Annotated in this window: 17 protein-coding genes; 10 read left to right on the plus strand and 7 right to left on the minus strand. The window is 60.5% G+C overall.

The features are described 5' to 3' along the window. Nucleotides 1–17: 17 nt before the first annotated feature. The gene (locus Q1A89_RS22005; protein ID WP_299733657.1) at nucleotides 18–695 is read right to left on the minus strand and encodes a hypothetical protein; all 678 of its coding nucleotides are present in this window, start codon (nucleotides 693–695) and stop codon (nucleotides 18–20) included. A 492-nt stretch (nucleotides 696–1,187) separates the two neighbouring features. Here Q1A89_RS22005 and Q1A89_RS22010 point away from each other — a divergent pair, with 492 nt between their 5' ends. Further along, entirely contained in the window at nucleotides 1,188–2,492 is a 1,305-nt protein-coding gene (locus Q1A89_RS22010; protein ID WP_299733659.1) for an AAA family ATPase, read from the plus strand. Then, entirely contained in the window at nucleotides 2,489–3,547 is a 1,059-nt protein-coding gene (locus Q1A89_RS22015; RefSeq protein WP_299733661.1) for a ParB/RepB/Spo0J family partition protein, read from the plus strand. The genes Q1A89_RS22010 and Q1A89_RS22015 overlap by 4 nt, the downstream gene beginning before the upstream one ends. A 28-nt stretch (nucleotides 3,548–3,575) precedes the next feature. Here Q1A89_RS22015 and bchO read toward each other — a convergent pair whose 3' ends face one another. The 4 genes from bchO to crtA are packed head-to-tail and all read right to left on the minus strand — an operon-like array spanning nucleotide 3,576 to nucleotide 7,820. Next, nucleotides 3,576–4,448 (minus strand): alpha/beta fold hydrolase BchO, encoded by an 873-nt coding sequence (bchO, locus tag Q1A89_RS22020; RefSeq protein ID WP_299733663.1) that lies wholly within the window; start codon nucleotides 4,446–4,448, stop codon nucleotides 3,576–3,578. A gap of 3 nt (nucleotides 4,449–4,451) precedes the next feature. Continuing rightward, nucleotides 4,452–6,089: a magnesium chelatase subunit D gene (locus tag Q1A89_RS22025; protein ID WP_299733665.1), complete on the minus strand. Its 1,638-nt coding sequence runs from the start codon at nucleotides 6,087–6,089 to the stop codon at nucleotides 4,452–4,454. 19 nt (nucleotides 6,090–6,108) lie between these two features. Further along, nucleotides 6,109–7,113, minus strand: a complete 1,005-nt coding sequence (gene bchI, locus Q1A89_RS22030; RefSeq protein WP_299733724.1) for a magnesium chelatase ATPase subunit I — start codon at nucleotides 7,111–7,113, stop codon at nucleotides 6,109–6,111. After that, on the minus strand, nucleotides 7,113–7,820 hold the full coding sequence (gene crtA / locus Q1A89_RS22035; protein ID WP_299733667.1) for a spheroidene monooxygenase: 708 nt from the start codon (nucleotides 7,818–7,820) through the stop codon (nucleotides 7,113–7,115). Before crtA ends, bchI begins: the two co-directional genes overlap by 1 nt. A gap of 97 nt (nucleotides 7,821–7,917) precedes the next feature. Between crtA and Q1A89_RS22040 the strand changes: the two genes are divergently transcribed. The 3 genes from Q1A89_RS22040 to Q1A89_RS22050 are packed head-to-tail and all read left to right on the plus strand — an operon-like array spanning nucleotide 7,918 to nucleotide 10,963. After that, entirely contained in the window at nucleotides 7,918–9,444 is a 1,527-nt protein-coding gene (locus Q1A89_RS22040; RefSeq protein ID WP_299733669.1) for a phytoene desaturase, read from the plus strand. Next, the gene (gene crtB, locus Q1A89_RS22045) at nucleotides 9,441–10,475 is read left to right on the plus strand and encodes a 15-cis-phytoene synthase (RefSeq protein ID WP_299733671.1); all 1,035 of its coding nucleotides are present in this window, start codon (nucleotides 9,441–9,443) and stop codon (nucleotides 10,473–10,475) included. The genes Q1A89_RS22040 and crtB overlap by 4 nt, the downstream gene beginning before the upstream one ends. A gap of 5 nt (nucleotides 10,476–10,480) precedes the next feature. Beyond that, nucleotides 10,481–10,963 carry a TspO/MBR family protein gene (locus Q1A89_RS22050; RefSeq protein WP_299733673.1) on the plus strand — a complete coding sequence of 161 codons (483 nt, stop codon included), beginning with the start codon at nucleotides 10,481–10,483 and terminating at the stop codon, nucleotides 10,961–10,963. 92 nt (nucleotides 10,964–11,055) lie between these two features. Here the strand turns inward: Q1A89_RS22050 and crtC are convergent, their stop codons facing one another. Then, nucleotides 11,056–11,928, minus strand: a complete 873-nt coding sequence (gene crtC / locus Q1A89_RS22055; RefSeq protein WP_299733676.1) for a carotenoid 1,2-hydratase — start codon at nucleotides 11,926–11,928, stop codon at nucleotides 11,056–11,058. After that, on the minus strand, nucleotides 11,925–13,451 hold the full coding sequence (gene crtD, locus Q1A89_RS22060) for a 1-hydroxycarotenoid 3,4-desaturase CrtD (protein ID WP_299733678.1): 1,527 nt from the start codon (nucleotides 13,449–13,451) through the stop codon (nucleotides 11,925–11,927). The genes crtC and crtD overlap by 4 nt, the downstream gene beginning before the upstream one ends. Nucleotides 13,452–13,587: 136 nt before the next feature. Between crtD and Q1A89_RS22065 the strand changes: the two genes are divergently transcribed. From Q1A89_RS22065 to Q1A89_RS22085, 5 genes are all read left to right on the plus strand, one after another. Next, nucleotides 13,588–14,469: a polyprenyl synthetase family protein gene (locus tag Q1A89_RS22065; RefSeq protein WP_299733680.1), complete on the plus strand. Its 882-nt coding sequence runs from the start codon at nucleotides 13,588–13,590 to the stop codon at nucleotides 14,467–14,469. Continuing rightward, nucleotides 14,466–15,581: a methyltransferase gene (locus tag Q1A89_RS22070; RefSeq protein ID WP_299733681.1), complete on the plus strand. Its 1,116-nt coding sequence runs from the start codon at nucleotides 14,466–14,468 to the stop codon at nucleotides 15,579–15,581. The genes Q1A89_RS22065 and Q1A89_RS22070 overlap by 4 nt, the downstream gene beginning before the upstream one ends. A 131-nt stretch (nucleotides 15,582–15,712) precedes the next feature. After that, nucleotides 15,713–16,648, plus strand: a complete 936-nt coding sequence (bchC, locus tag Q1A89_RS22075) for a chlorophyll synthesis pathway protein BchC (protein ID WP_299733686.1) — start codon at nucleotides 15,713–15,715, stop codon at nucleotides 16,646–16,648. A 3-nt stretch (nucleotides 16,649–16,651) separates the two neighbouring features. Further along, entirely contained in the window at nucleotides 16,652–17,653 is a 1,002-nt protein-coding gene (locus Q1A89_RS22080; protein ID WP_299733688.1) for a chlorophyllide a reductase iron protein subunit X, read from the plus strand. Further along, complete coding sequence (locus tag Q1A89_RS22085; protein WP_299733690.1) at nucleotides 17,640–17,831, plus strand: hypothetical protein; 192 nt, start codon at nucleotides 17,640–17,642, stop codon at nucleotides 17,829–17,831. The genes Q1A89_RS22080 and Q1A89_RS22085 overlap by 14 nt, the downstream gene beginning before the upstream one ends. Nucleotides 17,832–17,874 lie beyond the last annotated feature (43 nt).

Raw genomic sequence — 17,874 nt, forward strand, 5'->3', positions numbered from 1 at the left:
GCAGTTCACGCGCCTGCTCACATGATAATCCGCACTTCCGTGACATCACTGTCCACGTCACGACATGCCGCCAGTATCCGCTTTTCCAAATGAGTCTGGACATAAGCCCCATGAAAGCGGGACGGCGCGCGCAGTGTCAAATGCCCCCCTGCCCGCTCAACACGGACCAGACCGGCGATCCAGCTTGCATAGAGGCCGGGATCATCCGTGTGCAACATCGCGCGTGCAAGGGCCCATTCCGTCCCTGAGGACACATCCGGGGCCTCCACGTGTCCTTTGATCGGCATTGGTACCACCTTGGGCTCTTCATCGTGCCCCATGCGCAATTCAAAATCAGGCCCGACTGCGGGCCATTGATCTGATGTGTCCCGCAACATCCTGTCCAGATCGAGGCCATGCTTGGCCACCCTGCCCCGCGCGCCTTGGCGTTTGACCACCAGCCAACCGCGGGCGCGCCATTGGGCCATCTCGCGCTTTACCGTGCGTTCATCAACCGACCACAGCCGCGCAATTTCGCGTTGACCCACCATCAACTCGTCGCGCGCCCAATTGTAGCGCGCCGTGATCAACGTGATCAGCCGCAACACGCGCCGTTGATCGTGTTTGCCTTGCGCAAGCGCGTACGCGCCCAAAGCTGTAATGATGTCATATTTGCGCGCAGAAGCGCGTTGGCCGACCGGCCTTAGCGTTTGCATGACTGCCCTCATTTTGCTGTAACGCCCGGATCGTCGTCCGGTTTCACCTGCCAGCGGTCGGGTTACCCCACGGTTCTCGCCGCTTTTCCGCATCTCGTCCTGATTTGCGTCCACATCTGCGATTCTGTCAAGTGTGGATGTTCAGATCAACACGGATGCACCTAATCTAAATTGAAAAATTCAGGTTAATTGGTATTGGGGGACATCCTGAGTGTCCCCTATTTGGCAGCGTCTGTCACCCTATTGGTGGCGCTGCAATAACTTCTGTCCCCAATATATCGCGCGGTCTTCAAGAATTTCGTTCAAACGGCAATCGCATAAGAATCAACAACCAGCCAACGCCCTGGACGCCCACGGCGATGTTTCGAAACACGTTATTCCCCTTTTGCATTTTTTGCAAAACAGGCGTAAATGGAAATCAGAGCAGAATTAGCGTCCATACGTTGGGCATCCAAGGACTGTCCCCACGGGGACGCGCAATACAGGCCAGACATGTTTACACATACCGACCTCGCACGCCTGCAGGCTCAATCGCTCAAGATGCAGGGATTTATCCGGCAACAAACCTACTCGCCGCAAAGCGAAAAGACGCTGCGCCGCTTTTCTTCCTGGGAGGTGGCCGAGCTGATCTTCAAGGCCAATCAATCGACGCTGCGCGGGCGCCTCGCCGCCGACCCAACCCTGCCACAGGGCATCGTCGAAGAAGACGGTCGGCAACGTTGGTACACGCTGGGCGAAATCAACGAGATGCGCCGCCGGATCAAGGTCAATCGCAAGTCGCTGATGCCGTACCGCCCGCCGAACAAACGTGCCATCCGGGCCGCCATTGCGAACTTCAAGGGTGGCGCAGGTAAATCCACTACCGCGCTTCACTTTGCCCACGCCGCCGCACTTGATGGGTATCGCGTGCTCTGCGTCGACTTTGACCCGCAGGCCACGCTTTCCCACTCGATGGGGCTGTCTGACGTGGCGGAGGAATACACCGTTTGGGGCATCATGGCGCGCGATCTGGGCCAGGAAACGGACCGTCAGAATTCTGCGATTACCGGGGCCGAATCCGGCACCGCCCTGCCCCAGCGCAAACTACCCGCCGCGATCACCGATATGGGGCTCAGCGCGCTGCGCGCTTCCGACTTCATCAAGCCGACAAACTGGCCCACCATCGATCTGGTGCCCAGTTGCGCCAACGCCGCCTTTGTCGAATTCGCCTCGGCGCAGTACCGCCATATCAATCCGGAATGGTCATTCTTTGCGGCGGTGTCCCGCTTCCTCGACCAACTTTCGCCAGACAATTACGACCTCATCATTTTCGACTGCCCCCCGGCGATCGGTTATCAGTCCATGAACGCGGTCTTTGCGGCTGACGTGCTCTATATCCCGTCCGGCCCCGGCTATTGGGAATACGATTCCACAACTTCTTTCATCGGGCAACTGTCCGAGGCGCTTGAGGATCTGGCCCGCTTCAACGGCCTAGTCCCTGCGGGGACAATGGGCCTGCCCAAGAGCTTTCTCGACCTGCGTTTTTTGCTCACACGTTACGAGCCGGGCAACGATCTGCACCGCGCGATGCAGGGTGCGTTCCAAAAAGTGTTTGGTGATCGGGTTTGCGAACACCCGATCGAGATGACCCGCGCGGTCGAACAATCGGGGCGTTTCTTGTCCAGCATCTACGAAATGGACTACCGCGATATGACCCGCGAGACGTGGCGTCGGGCCCGGGCGTCGTTCGACCGTGCCTATGATGAATTCAAGATAAACCTTGGCACAGCCTGGGACCAATTGGAGGATGAGGCATGAGCAAACGGCGCGTGTTTGACATTGATTTTGAACCCGAAACGACCAGCCCACCGGCTGAAAGCGCACCGCCTGAAGCGGAGCCCACGCGGCGTGGGCCGATGGCATCGGCAATCTCGGAAAACGCCGCTGCGATGAGCGAGCGCCAGAGTGCCGAAGCCGCGATCCGGGCAGAGAATGACCGCCTCGCCCATGAATATGTATCACTCAAGCGCGACGGCGGCATCGTCGCGCGCGTTCCCATCGACGAGGTGCGGATTTCGAAACTGGTGCGCGACCGTGGCGCGGCGGACGATCCGGAATTTGCTGAACTTAAAACCTCGATCCGTGAGATTGGTCTGTCGAACCCGATTCAGGTCGAGGACACGGGCGTCGGCTATGAACTCATTCAGGGCTTTCGCCGTCTCAAGGCGTTCAAGGCTCTTTATGACGAGACCGGCGAGGCGCGTTTTGCCGCCATCCCGGCGGGTCTTGTGGCCAAGGGCGAGGCGCTCGATCGGCTGTACCGACGGATGATCGACGAGAACCTTGTGCGCCGCGATATTTCTTTTGCCGAAATGGGTCAGTTGGCTGCTGCCTACGCACGTCAGATGGAAATCGATTTAAGCGAAGCGATTGCGACGCTCTATGCCTCTGCCGGGCGGCAAAAGCGGAACTATATCGGGCATTTTGCGGCTCTAATGAGCTTAATAGGGCATAAACTGAAGTTCCCAGAAGCGATCCCCCGTGCCCTGGGGCTGCGCCTGATCAAAGCACTGGAAGAGATGCCGCGCCTGCGCCAGCAACTTGATACCGTACTGGATGCTCACGATCCGCAATCTGCCGAGGCAGAGTTGGGCATTCTCAATCAAGTTCTGGAATTCAAACCGGATGGCGAAGTGGTGCGCCCGCTTGCATCCTCCAAAACCACACTCAAACTGAACCGCAAGACCGGTCCGGTAAAAGTGACAGGCGCCAAGGGCAAGGTCGAGTTGCGGATGGATCAGGATTTCGGCGCCGTTGATGCGCGCAAGCTTGAGGCTGCAGTGCGCGCGATGCTGGACCAACTGGGCCTGTGATTGGCCCGGAGACATGCTGTAGCGGCCTTCACAAGCCTTGCTGTTTCGCCATGTCCAGGATCAAGTTTGCTATCTGGTCGGGCCGTTCTTCATGAGCAAGGTGCCCAAGGTCGGGCAGGTTGGTCACAGTGGCATCCGATAGCGATTGGGCAATGCCAAGTGATACCGTTGGCGGAACCGTCGCGTCTTTCTCACCGACAATAAATCGGACGGGCCCGTCATAACCCTTCAACGCATCTAACAGCGGTTGCAGTTTCCACTGTGCCATCATCAACAAAGTCGCATCGACGTGGTTTCTGTCTGCAACGAGGCGGCGGTACAGATCGAGCCCCACTTGGTCCAATTCAGAGCCTGTCGCATTGATCAGAGCCTTGATGCGGGCCGGATTGGCTGATGCGCCGGAGAATAGGCGCGCGGTGAACGGAACCGCTGCGAGTGCTTTCGCCATCAGCGGAAATATGAAGCCAGCCAGCCCCGGAAACTCGCCCAAAGCCGCGTTGATTCCAATCACCAAGGGCTGTTGTCCCCGCGGGGACAGGTCAGGCATGGCCATGCGCAAAGCGATTGCGCCACCTGCGGAATGGCCAACGATGATCCGTGGTTCCCACTCTTCCTGCACACATAACGCAGTGATGTCCTGCGCCATCGGATCCAGGCCGCAGCGGTGCCGCGCGCCCAACTGAGTGAAGCCCTGCCCCGGCAGGTCGATTGCAACCACGTGGTAGGCTTTCGACAGGGGCTCGATCATGTCGCGAAAATTGTGTGTCGACCCACCTGCCCCATGTAGCAAGAGCAGGGTTTGGCCCTTCCCGGCTTCTTGCACATGCCAGCGGTGCACCGGGCCGGATGTGCGGCGCGACAAGTTTGCATTCGGCCAGGTTTTGAGTGCGGACCAGTCCATGGATTAGCCATCCAGAGCGGAATTCACCGCGCTGGTCAACCGATGCGCGTCTGCCCGTGGCAATGGCACATACGGAGCGGACAAGGTCCGGCTGAGCGCTGCCAATGAGGGTTGAGGTCGGTTGGACATGTCGATCACAAGACTTGCGATTCCAGAAGCGGTCAGCGCTCGCGCCATCCGCGTTGCGTCCTCGCCGGCCAGCGCCCGATTGGCACTGCCATCAAGGGCAATATTCGCTCGGCCATCGGTGATCAGGACCACCGTCGGGGTCATTCCCTTGGACCGCGATTGCAAGGCCAGCAACAGCGCGCTCTGCAGTCCCGTCGCCAAAGGCGTGCCGCCACCGCCAGGCAACGCGGACAGGCGTCGCTTGGTCTGCACCAGCGAGCGGGTAGGGGGCAGCAAAACCTCGGCGTCGGTCCCCCGGAAAGAAATCAAGGAGACCTGATCGCGGCTTGCATAGGCTTCGGCCAAAAGCAGTTCGATAGCCCCTTTGGCCTCGCCCAAACGCGAGACCGCGGCTGAACCAGAGGCGTCTACGCAAAAGATCAACAGGCGATCTGATTGCTCCTGATAGCGTTTGAGACGGATGTCTGATGGGCGAAAGAGCAAACCCTGTTTGCCTGGCTGTTGTTGGCGGCGCAGCGGTTGCCATGGCGCCGCCGCGCGCAGGGTGCCGATCAGGTCGATGCGTTTGGTGCCGTCCAGCCGTCCGGGTCGCGAGGGCAGGGGGCGCCCCCGGCGGTTTGATGACCGTTTCTGGCCTGCGCCCGCGCCACCGCTTTGCCGTGCTGTCCCCGCAGGGACAAGTCCAGACAGCAGCCCTTGCGGAAGGAGCGATTTGACAGCCGCGATCAGCATGTCTGTGTCGGGCAGGTTCAGCTCCTGATCGCTGTCCTGACCATCTCCGGTATCGTCTTGGGGTGGAGGTGGCGTCTTCTCTTGCTCAGATTGCTCGGCCTCGGGAACGAGGGTTGCGCGATGGGGGTACACAAGCGACGCAGCCACAGTTACGTCCTGATCGGTCAAGTGATCTCTGCCCATTAATGTAGCGTTTGCCGATGCTGCCTTGAGCGCGAGTGTAGGCGCACGCAAGGACGGTATACCAAACCGAGCTGCAAGCAGCGTCAGTTGGGTCAATGCCTCTTCTCGGTCAACTGGACCACCAGAGGGATTTGTCCCCGCGGGGACAGACGGTTTGCGTCCCTCGGGGCAGATGTGAAATGCGAGGCGTTCAGATAAAACGGTCGGTGTGCTTTCGTCCTCCTCAATCCCTTCATCAAGAGCCAGAATGCCATTTGTTAGAGACCGTTCGGACAGTGTCGCGAGTTTTGCGCCCAGCGATGTGGGGCACCTCTCGGCCATGGGGATCATTGCAGTACACGAAGTATGAAAAAAACCTTTATTTTCAATGATTTCTGATGATGCAAGTGTCGCACTCAGATCAATGCCACCAAATAGTTGCTCGTCCGCAATGCCAATGGGCAATTTGCGTATCGGATGGCGGGGACGAAAGTCTGCCAGCAGCGCATCGCGGGCAGGGGAAGCGCGCATGCGAATGACTGCGCCGCCCAGGCCCACAGGATCTATTGCAAGTAATTTGAGTGCCAATGCGGCATTATGCCAGGACTCCGCGCTCATCAGGCTAAGGGGCAGCGAGTCATGTCAGCACCGCTTCGACGGTGCGTTCGACGCGCGTACCGCTTCCGGCCTCGTCCAGTGGGTCGCGGCGCAGGCGGTGGGACAAGGCGATAGGGGCAATTGAGCGCAGATGATCACGGGTCAGAACGCGCGCCTTGTCATAGGCGGCCAAGGCACGCGCGGCGCGCAGCAGGGTCAATTCGCCACGCAACCCGTCTGAGCCAAGGGCGATACACAGTTCTGCGCAATCATGCAGGATTGCATCCGGTGTCTCGATTTGCGGCAGTAATTTGCGCGCGGCCAGTATCCGACGCCTGATTTTGGCATCTTCCTTTTCGTATTGGGTCATAAAGGCCGCGTGATCACTTTCGAACCGGTCACGGCGTTTGATGACCTCGATCCGTTGCGCGACATCATTTGGGCTGCGCACTTCAACGGACAGCCCAAAGCGGTCCAGCAATTGCGGTCGCAATTCGCCCTCCTCGGGGTTGCCGGAGCCGACAAGAACAAAGCGGGCAGGGTGGCGGATGGACAGGCCTTCGCGTTCAACCACGTTTTCGCCGGATTGGGCCACGTCCAGCAGCAGATCCACGATGTGATCTTCAAGCAGATTGACCTCGTCGATGTAGAGGTAACCGCGATTGGCACGCGCGAGCAAGCCGGGTTCAAATGCCTTTTCCCCCCGCGTCAGGGCGCGTTCGATGTCGAGCGCGCCAACCACACGGTCTTCGGTCGCGCCAAGGGGCAGATCGATGACCGGTGTTGGACGCTTGGCTTTCTTTTTTGTCTCTATATAGGCCCATTCTGGGCATTCTTCATGGTTGGCGGCATTGATGGGGCAACCGACAATGGCTGTGATGGGCGGCAAAAGGGCGGCCAGCGCGCGCACTGCTGTCGATTTGCCCGTTCCCCGGTCGCCAAACACCAGAACGCCGCCAATCCCGGGGTCGATGGCAGTCAAGACCATGGCGCGCTTCATATCGGTCTGCCCGACAATTGCAGAAAAAGGGAAGGGGGAGTTGATCATTGCAAGTTCAGTCCTTCAAGCGGGCTGACCCCGCCCCACGTGCCTGTGTCGCCGAGAATAGCAAAGCGGGCATAAAGTTCTTCCTTGAACCAAGCGCCATCGCGGACGGCCTGAATGGCGGCGGCGTGCGGTCCGTTTGTGCGCGCAAATGCTGCCATTTCGTGCGTCCCTGGCCAGATGGAGAAGGTGATCTGGTGCAACATCGGAACCTCGCCGATGCCAATCTTGAAAACGACATTCGGGTCCGACCCGATCATGGTCGAGATGTCCGGGACACGGCCCCAGAACTTGGCAAGAATACTGGGTCTGATCGTGGCTCGAGTCAGGGCGGCCAAAGGTCCCGAAACAGGCTCTGATACGGGTGAAAACGGCTCAGTTCCGCTCCATTCTCCACGCGCAGATGTCGGCGAAAGGAAGACAGTCCAATGCTCAAAGGCGCGTCGGCGGTAACGAGCGAAAATAGATGTGCCCGCGATGCGTTTTTCAGCCGTGCAGCGGTCAGGCCACACGCAGAGAATGGCATAGACGCCTGTGTTCGGCAGGGGCGTAAATCCTTCGCCTGTTCCTGACCCGCAGAGTTTCCAGAACGCCAGATCGGGGATGCGGGCCATGGCCATCCGCGCGCCGCCCATCATGGCAAGCGCCCAAGCCCGGTCGCGCCACCGGGAAAAGCGGAAGAAGGAAAGGGTGATTGTCTGACTCATCTGTTTCGCACTGAAGGGCAGCCTTTCGGCACGTCTCCAAGCTTATGGGCGGAAAAGAAATTGTCAACTAAACTAGACACATCTATGTTCGAACAAGATGACACGCCTTGATCCTATAGAATCGGAAACCCGCACCGGAAACCGCGCCATCGTGATCGGCGCAGGTCTTGGCGGTTTGGCCGCTGCGATGCGTCTGGGGGCCAAAGGGTACAAGGTCACCGTGGTGGACAAGCTGAATGTGCCGGGCGGGCGCGGGTCGGCCATCTGGCAGGAGGGTCACCGGTTCGATCTGGGCCCGACGATAGTCACTGTGCCGCAACTTTATCGAGAGCTTTGGGCTGCATGCGGGCGTGATTTTGACGTTGATGTTGACCTTCGGCCGCTCACCCCGTTTTACGAAATTCGCTGGCCAGACGGGACCAGGTTTGTTGCCCAGCAAGACACCAATGCGATGCGCGAAGAGGTGGCCAAGATCGAGCCGCGGGATGTGGCCGGGTTTGACAAATTCCTGCAAGATTCGGCCAAGCGGTACTGGTTCGGCTTTGAGGACCTGGGTCGCCGTTCGATGCACAAGCTGTGGGATCTGGTGCAGGTGCTGCCGACCTTTGGCATCTTGCGCGCGGACCGGTCCGTCTACGCCCACGCCGCCAAGCGATTCCGCAACGAAAAGCTGCGCATGGCATTTTCCTTTCACCCGCTTTTTATCGGCGGCGATCCGACCCATGTGACCAGCATGTATATTCTGGTCAGCTACCTCGAAAAAGAATTCGGGGTGCACTATGCGATGGGTGGTCTTGCCCATATGGCGCGCAAGATGGGTGACGTGATCGAGGATCAGGGCGGCGCCTTGCTGATGGACACTGAGGTCGACGAAATCGTGATTGACGGCGGTCGCGCGCGCGGTGTGCGGCTGTCCTCGGGGCTCGAACTGGGCGCGGATGTGGTTGTGTCCAATGCGGATTCAGGCCACACCTATGACCGCCTTTTGCGCAATCGCCCCAAGAAACGCTGGACGCCTGCGCGCCTCAAACGCACCCGCTATTCGATGAGCCTGTTTGTCTGGTATTTCGGCACCAAGGGCACGCGCGGCGAGTGGTCGGACGTGGGACACCACACCATCCTTAACGCGCCACGCTACACTGGCCTGCTCGATGATATCTTCATGAAGGGCAAACTGGCCGACGACATGAGCCTCTATGTCCATCGCCCCTCCGTCACCGACCCGAGCGTCGCGCCAGAGGGCGATGACACATTCTATGTCCTGTCCCCAGTGCCTCATCTGGGCCATGGCGGTGTTGATTGGGCGACCGAGGCAGAGGCCTACAAAACCAAGATGCTGAAGGTGCTCGAAGATCAGCTTATGCCCGGGTTAGGGTCGAAAATCAGCACAGATACCGTGTTCACGCCCGAGACGTTCCGCGACCGTTACCTGTCGCCCCACGGTTCGGGTTTTTCCATTGAGCCGCGTATTCTGCAATCGGCCTGGTTTCGCCCCCACAACGTGAGTGAAGAAGCCGAAGGCCTCTATCTTGTCGGTGCCGGCACCCATCCGGGCGCGGGTGTGCCTGGCGTGATTTCCACCGCCGAAGTGCTTGGCCAGCTTGTTCCGGATGCAGTCAAATGATGAACCCCCGCGATCTGGAAGCCTGTACCGAAGCGATCCGTCATGGATCGCTGTCTTTTCATGCTGCCTCGAAATTGCTGCCCAAACGGGTGCGCGACCCGGCGCTGGCGCTCTACGCCTTTTGCCGTCTGGCGGATGACGAGGTTGATCTGAAGGCAGAAAAGGTCGACGCGGTGTTGCGCCTGCGTGACCGGCTGGACCTTGTCTATGCCGGCACTCCGCAGGATGCAGCGCCTGATCGCGCCTTTGCCGCAGTGGTCGAACAGTTCGATATGCCTCGCGCGCTACCGGACGCCTTGCTTGAGGGGCTCGCCTGGGATGCAGAGGGGCGGACCTATGCGACCCTTTCGGGGGTCAAGGCCTATTCAGCCCGCGTCGCCTCTGCGGTTGGTGCAATGATGTGCGTGTTGATGGGCGTGCGGGATCGCGATGCGCTGGCCCGCGCCTGCGATTTGGGCGTGGCCATGCAGTTAACCAACATTGCGCGTGATGTGGGTGAGGATGCGCTTGAAGGGCGGGTGTACCTGCCCACCGACTGGATGGACGCAGCCGGGATAGATCGTGCCACCTTTTTCGCGGACCCGCGCCCCACCAAGGCGGTGCGCGACATGGTCAAACAACTCGTGATCGAGGCGCACAGGCTCTATTATCGCTCCGAAGCCGGGCTGGCCGCACTGCCACGCGGGTGTCGTCCCGGTATTTATGCTGCGCGCTACATCTATGCCGGCATTGCCGGGCGATTGACCTCGATGGACTATGACAGCATCAGCGCGCGCGCCCGCACCAGCAGGGCGCAGAAACTGGGATGGCTGGCACAATCGGTTGCGCAAAGCGGGACCAGCATGGTCATGCCACGGTCCCCAGTACTGTTCGCCAAACCGCTCTCCGAAGTGCAGTTCCTTGTGGATGCTGCTGCCAAGGACGGACCACCAAGACGCAGTGACAGTCTGTTCGAAGCGCTTGCATCGCTTGAGGCCAAGCGGCAGTCTGAAAGAGCCGCTTTGATCGGCGCGCGCACAGGGGCGACTTAACGCACATGTTCTGGCTTTTGTTCTGCATCTTTTTCGCGGCTTGCCTTGGGGCTGGGATCACCGGCGGGCTGTTTCCGCCCGGGCCCTGGTATCGCGCGCTCAACAAACCATCATGGACGCCACCGGACTGGGTGTTTCCGGTCACGTGGATGGTGCTCTATACGTGCATGGCGTTTGCGGGCGCGCGGGCCGGTATGGCCGAAGGCAACGGGATTGCCATGGCGTTCTGGGCGATGCAGATTGCGTTCAATGGCTTGTGGACCCCGGTGTTTTTCGGCCTGCGCAACATCCGCATGGGCATGGCGATCATCGTTGTGTTGTGGCTGACCGTGTTCAGCACAATGCTGGCTTTGTGGCAGGTCGACACGCTCGCGGGCGTGCTGTTCGTACCCTACCTAGTCTGGGTGACCATCGCCGCTGCCCTCAATGCATCTGTGTGGAACCTCAACCGTGAGGAAGCGGCAAAGCCGTCGGTCCGACAGGGATAATCCCGACTTCACTTGGCCAAACAAACTCTCCCCGAAGGGCCGATCCGCAATTGGCTCCCACGTTTCCTTGAATCGATCAGTTTCCGGCCAGATCAGGAAAAGGTCCAGTTGCGACGACGCGGCACGCGGACCGCCAACATAGGTTTTAGCAAAGGCGAGCGAAAACGTGTCAGATCAAGCGCCTCGTGCACGCCCGTCGTCTCTTGACCATTCAGTGTCGTGCGCACGGCCGAGCGGGAATAGAACGGTGCGTCCAGCATGTTTTGCACCTGCTGTGCCTTGGTGCCCGCATCGCCGCGCGTCTCGCGTTTGACCGACCAAAACGAACGCTTCATGGGCAGTTTGGCGGGCAGGGGGATGTGATGCGCCTGACCGCCTGCATCAAAGGAAAAGGCAGCAGCCAGCTCGGACCCGTCTAGTCGGGTTGCATCATAAAAACACGTCGCGCCCTCGCCCGTTGGATAACGGCCCCAAGTCCAATAGCTGAAGTCTTCTTCCAGCGCGCGGGTGCCGAAATTCGCATCGAAGTATCCTTCACCCGACCATGTCCATCCGGGGCGGTCGATGTCGACTTCGATGCGCGCGCGCGGCGCGAAGGGGCGCCAGATATGAGCGCCGTCCTCGGTCAGAGGTAATTCGACATCCGTGATCGCGGATGGGAGCACGCGGATCTGCCCCTCGATCTTGGAAATCAACGGATGCGAGGACATTTCGCAGATGTCGATCACCAACTGATCATTCTCCCACCGCATCGCGGACGGTCCGACCTCCAGCCGCGACGCGGTCTGCCGCAGGGCCGATTGCCCGCGGTCGGTCATGGTGAACCGCCCGCCTTTGCCATAGGTCGCCACATTGATGCAGACGTGATCTTGCGGGTTCTTGCGCCCCGACCAGCGATACCAGGGCGAAAACACTGAACCGATGAAGCCGATCACCGACACCGCCCGCGTGCCGCAATCGCTCAAGCCGTCGACATACCACCACGCATAGCCGTTGGGGCCGACAGGGACGTTGAAGTTCGGTCGCTCAAGATCGCCGCGACCGCGTGCCGTGCGGAGAGGGTCGCCATCGGGACGCCCGCGCCCGGATGTGTCCCACCCCCGGCAAGGTAAAGGTTCGGAATCGATGTGCAGGCAGTTGGCCTCTTCAGCGCCGCCGTCAGCCCGTGCGGAGTCTGGCCGTACAGCGCGCCGAGGCTTGCCGGAAACATCCGTGCGAAAGCTTGGGGCGTCGTCACTGTTTGCGTGGTCTGCATCGGGCTGAAAGTCAGCCCGAGTTGCGCCATCTGCTGCGTGATCTGATGAAGCCATGGAGTCAGGTCCTCGTCGTCGGTTGTGTCGTGTGTGGCCGGGGCATTTGTGATGATTTCGAAGCGTTCGATTTCGGGCGGGGTGTCGCCCTGTCCGCGATCAAGGGCGCAAACGTAAAAGGAAGGGTGGGCAGGCACACGGCCTGCCATCAGGTCATTGAATTCGTCCACCGGATCGGCAGCGAAGAACACGTTGTGATGGGCAAGTTCAGGTCCATGCGGTGTGGCGGCAAAACTGAGAACGCGTGCAGAGAAGCTGCGCGCCACTTTCATTGTTTGCGCAGCGATATGTTCGGTGTCTGGGCCAAGGGCGCCCGCAGGCAAAGCGCGCGGATCGCCCGCATGCACAACCACGTCGCAGGGCAGGTGGGTGCCGTCCTCCAGGTGAATGGCGTGGGCCGTGTTGTCCTTGACTTCGATCCGATCGACATGGGCCGAGGTGCGAATATCGACCCCGTGCTCTGTCAACAGCGCGCCAAGCGCCTCGGTCAGTTTGTGCATGCCACCCTTGACCACCCAGACACCCGACGCCTCTGCCTGCCAGATCAGCGACAGGATGGCGGGCGCATGGGTCGGGCTGCCCCCGACGTAAGTGGCATAACGTCCGAACAACTGGCGCAATCGCGGATCATCAAAGCTGGACCTCAGCAATCTTTGCAGCGTGGACAGTGGCGCCATGGCTGGAATCAGGGACGGGTGTTTCAGTACATGGGCGGTGAGTGCGCCAATGCGTGGCTCTCCCGCTTGCATCATGGGCGCATCAAAAGCGTCAAACAGGCGGGCCGTGCGCGCACAGAACCGGGTGAACTGGTCGGCTGCCTTTGGGCCAGCAAAGTCACGAATGGCCTCCGTGCTCCGCACTTGATCTGCAAACAGGTCCAGCGTTCTGCCATCGGCCCAGAAATGGCGCGCCAGCGTGTCCTGCCTGATCAGCGTGACATGATCATCGAGGCGCGCGCCAAGCTGCGCAAACAGATCATCAAACACGTGGCGCATCGTCAGCACGGTCGGTCCCGCATCAATAGGTCCGGCCTGTGATGGCACCGTGCGGATCTTTCCCCCCACGCGCTTGTGCCGTTCCAGCAGCGTTACCGCATATCCCGCCGCGCGCAGACGCGCCGCACAGGCGAGGCCTGCGATGCCGGCGCCAATGACAACGGCGCGCTCGGAAGGGGGCAAAGACGGGATGGGTCAGGGCCTTTTACGATGGGAACAGGGTCAGCGTGATTGTTGACTCGCAAAGGCAAAGTGTCCAGTATGATTTACACTTTGGTGTCTCACATTCATGACACTTGTTCGATTTGGGAGCGACCGCATGGGCCTGAACACACGGATCGAAGCGGCAATTGCCGACGCAGTCGCCATCGGTCAAGGGGCAGGGCGCGCAACACCGCCTCGATTGGCAAGCGCGCTGCACTATGCCACCGCACCCGGCGGCGCCCGTATTCGTCCCACCATCCTGATGTCCGTTGCGATGGCTTGCGGCGATGACCGGCCCGAGGTCTCTGATGCCGCGGCCTCTGCGCTTGAACTCATCCATTGCGCGTCCTTGGTCCATGACGATCTGCCCTGCTTTGATGATGCCGATGTTCGGCGCGGCAAGGCATCGGTGCATCGCGCCTATTCCGAACCTTTGGCCGTGCTTACGGGGGACAGCCTGATCGTGCTGGCCTTTGAAATTCTGGCCCGCCAATCGTCCCTTGCGCCCGACCGTGTGGCGCAACTGATCATGACATTGGCCCAACGCACCGGCATGCCCGGTGGCATTTGCGCGGGGCAGGGCTGGGAAAGCGAAGGCGAGGTTGACCTCAAAGCCTACCATCAGGCCAAGACCGGTGCGCTGTTCATTGCTGCCACGCAGATGGGGGCCATCGCTGCGGGTCAGGAGGCCGAGCCGTGGTTCGAACTGGGCGACCGCATTGGCGAGGCGTTTCAGGTCGCAGACGATCTGCGCGATGCTCTTTATGATGCCGACACATTGGGTAAGCCTGCCGGGCAGGATGATCTGCATGGCCGGCCCAATGCGGTGACCGAGTTGGGCGTACAAGGCGCGATCAGCCGTCTCAAGGATATTCTGGGCGGGGCCATTGCCTCGATCCCAAGCTGCCGGGGCGAGGCGCAGCTGGCCGAGATGGTGCGCATGTATGCCGAGCGTCTGACGCCCGTTGTTGCCAACACAACCGTGCCTGGCGAATGAACAGCGAGGCGGCCAACCTGCCCGCATGGCGCGGTGGCTGGATCAACCGCCTCATTGCGCGTCCGGGCTTTCAAAGCTGGGCCAGCCGATTCCCTTTGACCCGTGGTCGCGCCCGCGCTGATGGTGCAGCGTTGTTTGATGTTGTGCAGGGATTTGTTCAAAGCCAGGTGCTGATGGCGCTGGTCGAGCTGGATATGTTCCGTCGCCTGCGCGCAGGACCACAAAGCGCCGAGGTGCTGGGCCGAGCCTGCGATATCCCGACCGAGCGGATGCAGGTGCTGTTGCAGGCGGGCGCCGCCCTTGGGCTGCTGAAACGCAAGCGGGGCCGATATGGTCTTGCCCGCAAAGGGGCGGCACTGATGGGGGTGCCGGGGCTTGAGGCGATGATCCGCCATCACAAGGCGTTCTATGACGATCTGCGCGACCCCGTGGCTTTGCTGCGCGGTCCCGAGGACACCAAGCTGAGCCAGTTCTGGCCCTATGTCTTTGGCGGAGATGTTCCCGATGCCGAGGCGGCAACCTATTCCGATCTGATGGCGCAATCCCAGCGGCTGGTGGCCGAGGACACGTTGCGGGCCGTCTCCCTCAAGGGCGTTTCTCACCTGCTGGATGTCGGCGGGGGAACGGGCGCGTTTCTGGAGGCGGCAGGCCATGCAGCACCCAAGATGCAGATGACTCTTTTTGATTTGCCCCCGGTCGTGCCAGAGGCACAGGCCCGATTTGATGCAGCAGGCATGGCGGACCGAGTGAGTATTGTACCCGGCTCTTTCCGTGAAGAGGCACTGCCCACAGGCGCCGATGCTGTGTCGCTGATCCGCGTGCTTTATGATCACTCGGATGAAACGGTGCGCACCCTGCTGGCGCGGGTGTTTGCGGCCTTGCCCGCGGGTGGTCGGCTGATCATCTCTGAGCCCATGGGCGGTGGCACGCGGCCTGAGCGGGCAGGGGACGTGTACTTTGCTCTATACACCATGGCCATGCAGACGGGCCGCGCCCGCTCTGCTGCCGAGATCGAAGCGCTGGTCACCGAGGCGGGCTTTGTTCAGGTGCGCAGCCCCGAGCCGGCGCGTGCGTACGTCACGCGAGTTCTGACCTGCGTGCGGCCCGATTGAATCTCCACAAAAGTGTCCAATTAGATTGACACATTGATGTGTCTAACTAGAATGACACTATCAGACGTGCGCCCGCCCTGAGTCTCCATTCCGGAAATCAATGGGCAAGAGCCGCGCAGGAGGAGAAATACGTGCACACATCCGCTGTCCTGCTGAACGGTCCCAAAGACCTCGCAGTCGACACCCTCGCGCTGACAGCGCCTGGGCCTGCGGATCTGGTTGTACAAGTCAGTCATTCCGGCATTTCGACAGGAACCGAAAAACTGTTCTGGTCAGGCGAGATGCCACCTTTTCCCGGCATGGGCTATCCGCTGGTCCCTGGCTACGAGGCCGCAGGCGAAGTTGTCGAGGCTGGATTGCTGACCGGCTTCAAACCGGGGGACCGTGTTTTCGTGCCCGGGGCCAATTGCTACGAAGGCGCCTTTGGTCTGTTCGGCGGAGCCGCGCGCACGTTGGTGACGGACAGCGAGCGGGTCACACGAATCGATGCAGGCTTTGGGGCCGAAGGTGCCTTGCTGGCGCTGGCCGCCACGGCGCGCCATGCGATGGCGGGCATGAATAAGGCCGTGCCGGACCTGATCGTGGGTCATGGTGTGCTGGGCCGTTTGCTTGCCCGTCTGACAATTGCCGCCGGTGCCCCTGCACCGACCGTCTGGGAAATTGACCCGGCCCGCCGCACAGGCTCGACCGGTTACGAGGTGATGGACCCCGATGAGGATCCGCGCCGCGACTATACTTCGATCTATGACGCATCTGGGCAGGGTGCGCTGCTGAACGATCTGGTGGGCCGCATCGCCAAAGGGGGCGAGATCGTGCTGGCCGGGTTCTACTCTGCACCGCTGTCGTTTGCCTTTCCGCCGGCCTTCATGAAAGAGGCACGGTTCCGCGTTGCTGCGGAATGGACGCGCGAAGACCTTGCCGCCACCCGCGCGCTGGTCGAATGCGGCGCGCTGAGCCTTGGCGATCTCATCACACATACCCGGCCCGCAAGCGACGCGCGCGCGGCGTACGAACAGGCCTTTTCCGATGGGGACTGCCTGAAAATGATTTTGGACTGGGAGCACTAGGCCGTGAAAGATGAAGTACCTAACCTGAAGGATTTCGATCAGCGCCTGCGTGACGAGGCCCACGAGGATCTTGCGGACATCGTTTCCGAAGAACCGACAAGCAAGACCCAGATCATCGCGATCTATGGCAAGGGCGGGATCGGCAAATCCTTCACCCTCGCCAATCTCAGCCACATGATGGCCGAGCAGGGCAAGCGCGTGCTTCTGATCGGTTGTGATCCGAAATCCGACACCACGTCCCTGCTGTTTGGTGGCAAGGCCTGTCCAACCATCATCGAAACCTCGACCAAGAAAAAGCTGGCGGGCGAAGAGGTGAAGATCGGCGACGTCTGTTTCAAACGCGGCGGCGTGTTCGCGATGGAGCTTGGTGGTCCCGAGGTGGGGCGTGGCTGTGGGGGCCGTGGCATCATTCACGGTTTCGAGCTGCTGGAAAAGCTGGGCTTTCACGATTGGGACTTTGACTATGTCCTGCTCGATTTCCTTGGTGACGTGGTCTGTGGCGGCTTTGGCCTGCCCATCGCGCGGGACATGGCGCAAAAGGTGATCCTCGTCGCTTCCAATGATCTGCAGTCTCTCTACGTGGCCAACAATGTCTGTTCTGCCGTGGAATACTTCCGCAAGCTTGGTGGCAATGTCGGTGTGGCGGGTCTGGTCATCAACAAGGATGACGGATCGGGCGAGGCGCAGGCCTTTGCCGAAGCCGTGGACATCCCGGTGCTTGCATCCATTCCGCAGAATGACGACCTGCGCAAGAAATCCGCCAACTACCAGATCGTCGGCACTGCCGAATCCGAATGGGGCACTTTGTTTGCTGCCTTGGGTGACAACGTCGCCGTAGCCCCACCCGTGCGACCGGCCCCCCTGGATCAAGACGCATTGCTGGGGCTTTTCGATGCCTCAGAAACCGGCGGTGATGTGGTTCTGGAACCTGCAACCGATCTGGATATGCGGGGCAAGAATGCAGAGCCCAAGGCATCACTGGAGGTGATTTATGATGACGCATGACACCTCTGAAATCCTTGAGCGTGTCGAACGGTCGCAGCGGGTCATTGCAGACGGTAGGCTCGTCGCCCGGTCTGGCAAGGTTTCGATTGCCCAGGCGCAACAGCTGGTCAAGCAAACGCAGGCCGTCTGTATCCAGACCAAACAGATCACACGCCGTTGCTGTGAGGATCAGGCTTGAGCGCCAAGGTCACATATGACACCGCAGACGCGGTGGAGGTGAC

The sequence above is a fragment of the uncultured Tateyamaria sp. genome (assembly GCF_947503045.1).
GTDB lineage: Bacteria > Pseudomonadota > Alphaproteobacteria > Rhodobacterales > Rhodobacteraceae > Tateyamaria.

What these genes read in the sequence shown, in the direction of transcription:
- Q1A89_RS22005 (WP_299733657.1), bottom strand. Translation starts at nt 695, where the DNA reads ATGCAAACGCTAAGGCCGGTCGGCCAACGCGCTTCTGCGCGCAAATAT.
- Q1A89_RS22010 (WP_299733659.1), top strand. Translation starts at nt 1,188, where the DNA reads ATGTTTACACATACCGACCTCGCACGCCTGCAGGCTCAATCGCTCAAG.
- Q1A89_RS22015 (WP_299733661.1), top strand. Translation starts at nt 2,489, where the DNA reads ATGAGCAAACGGCGCGTGTTTGACATTGATTTTGAACCCGAAACGACC.
- bchO (WP_299733663.1), bottom strand. Translation starts at nt 4,448, where the DNA reads ATGGACTGGTCCGCACTCAAAACCTGGCCGAATGCAAACTTGTCGCGC.
- Q1A89_RS22025 (WP_299733665.1), bottom strand. Translation starts at nt 6,089, where the DNA reads ATGAGCGCGGAGTCCTGGCATAATGCCGCATTGGCACTCAAATTACTT.
- crtA (WP_299733667.1), bottom strand. Translation starts at nt 7,820, where the DNA reads ATGAGTCAGACAATCACCCTTTCCTTCTTCCGCTTTTCCCGGTGGCGC.
- Q1A89_RS22040 (WP_299733669.1), top strand. Translation starts at nt 7,918, where the DNA reads ATGACACGCCTTGATCCTATAGAATCGGAAACCCGCACCGGAAACCGC.
- crtB (WP_299733671.1), top strand. Translation starts at nt 9,441, where the DNA reads ATGATGAACCCCCGCGATCTGGAAGCCTGTACCGAAGCGATCCGTCAT.
- Q1A89_RS22050 (WP_299733673.1), top strand. Translation starts at nt 10,481, where the DNA reads ATGTTCTGGCTTTTGTTCTGCATCTTTTTCGCGGCTTGCCTTGGGGCT.
- Q1A89_RS22065 (WP_299733680.1), top strand. Translation starts at nt 13,588, where the DNA reads ATGGGCCTGAACACACGGATCGAAGCGGCAATTGCCGACGCAGTCGCC.
- Q1A89_RS22070 (WP_299733681.1), top strand. Translation starts at nt 14,466, where the DNA reads ATGAACAGCGAGGCGGCCAACCTGCCCGCATGGCGCGGTGGCTGGATC.
- Q1A89_RS22085 (WP_299733690.1), top strand. Translation starts at nt 17,640, where the DNA reads ATGATGACGCATGACACCTCTGAAATCCTTGAGCGTGTCGAACGGTCG.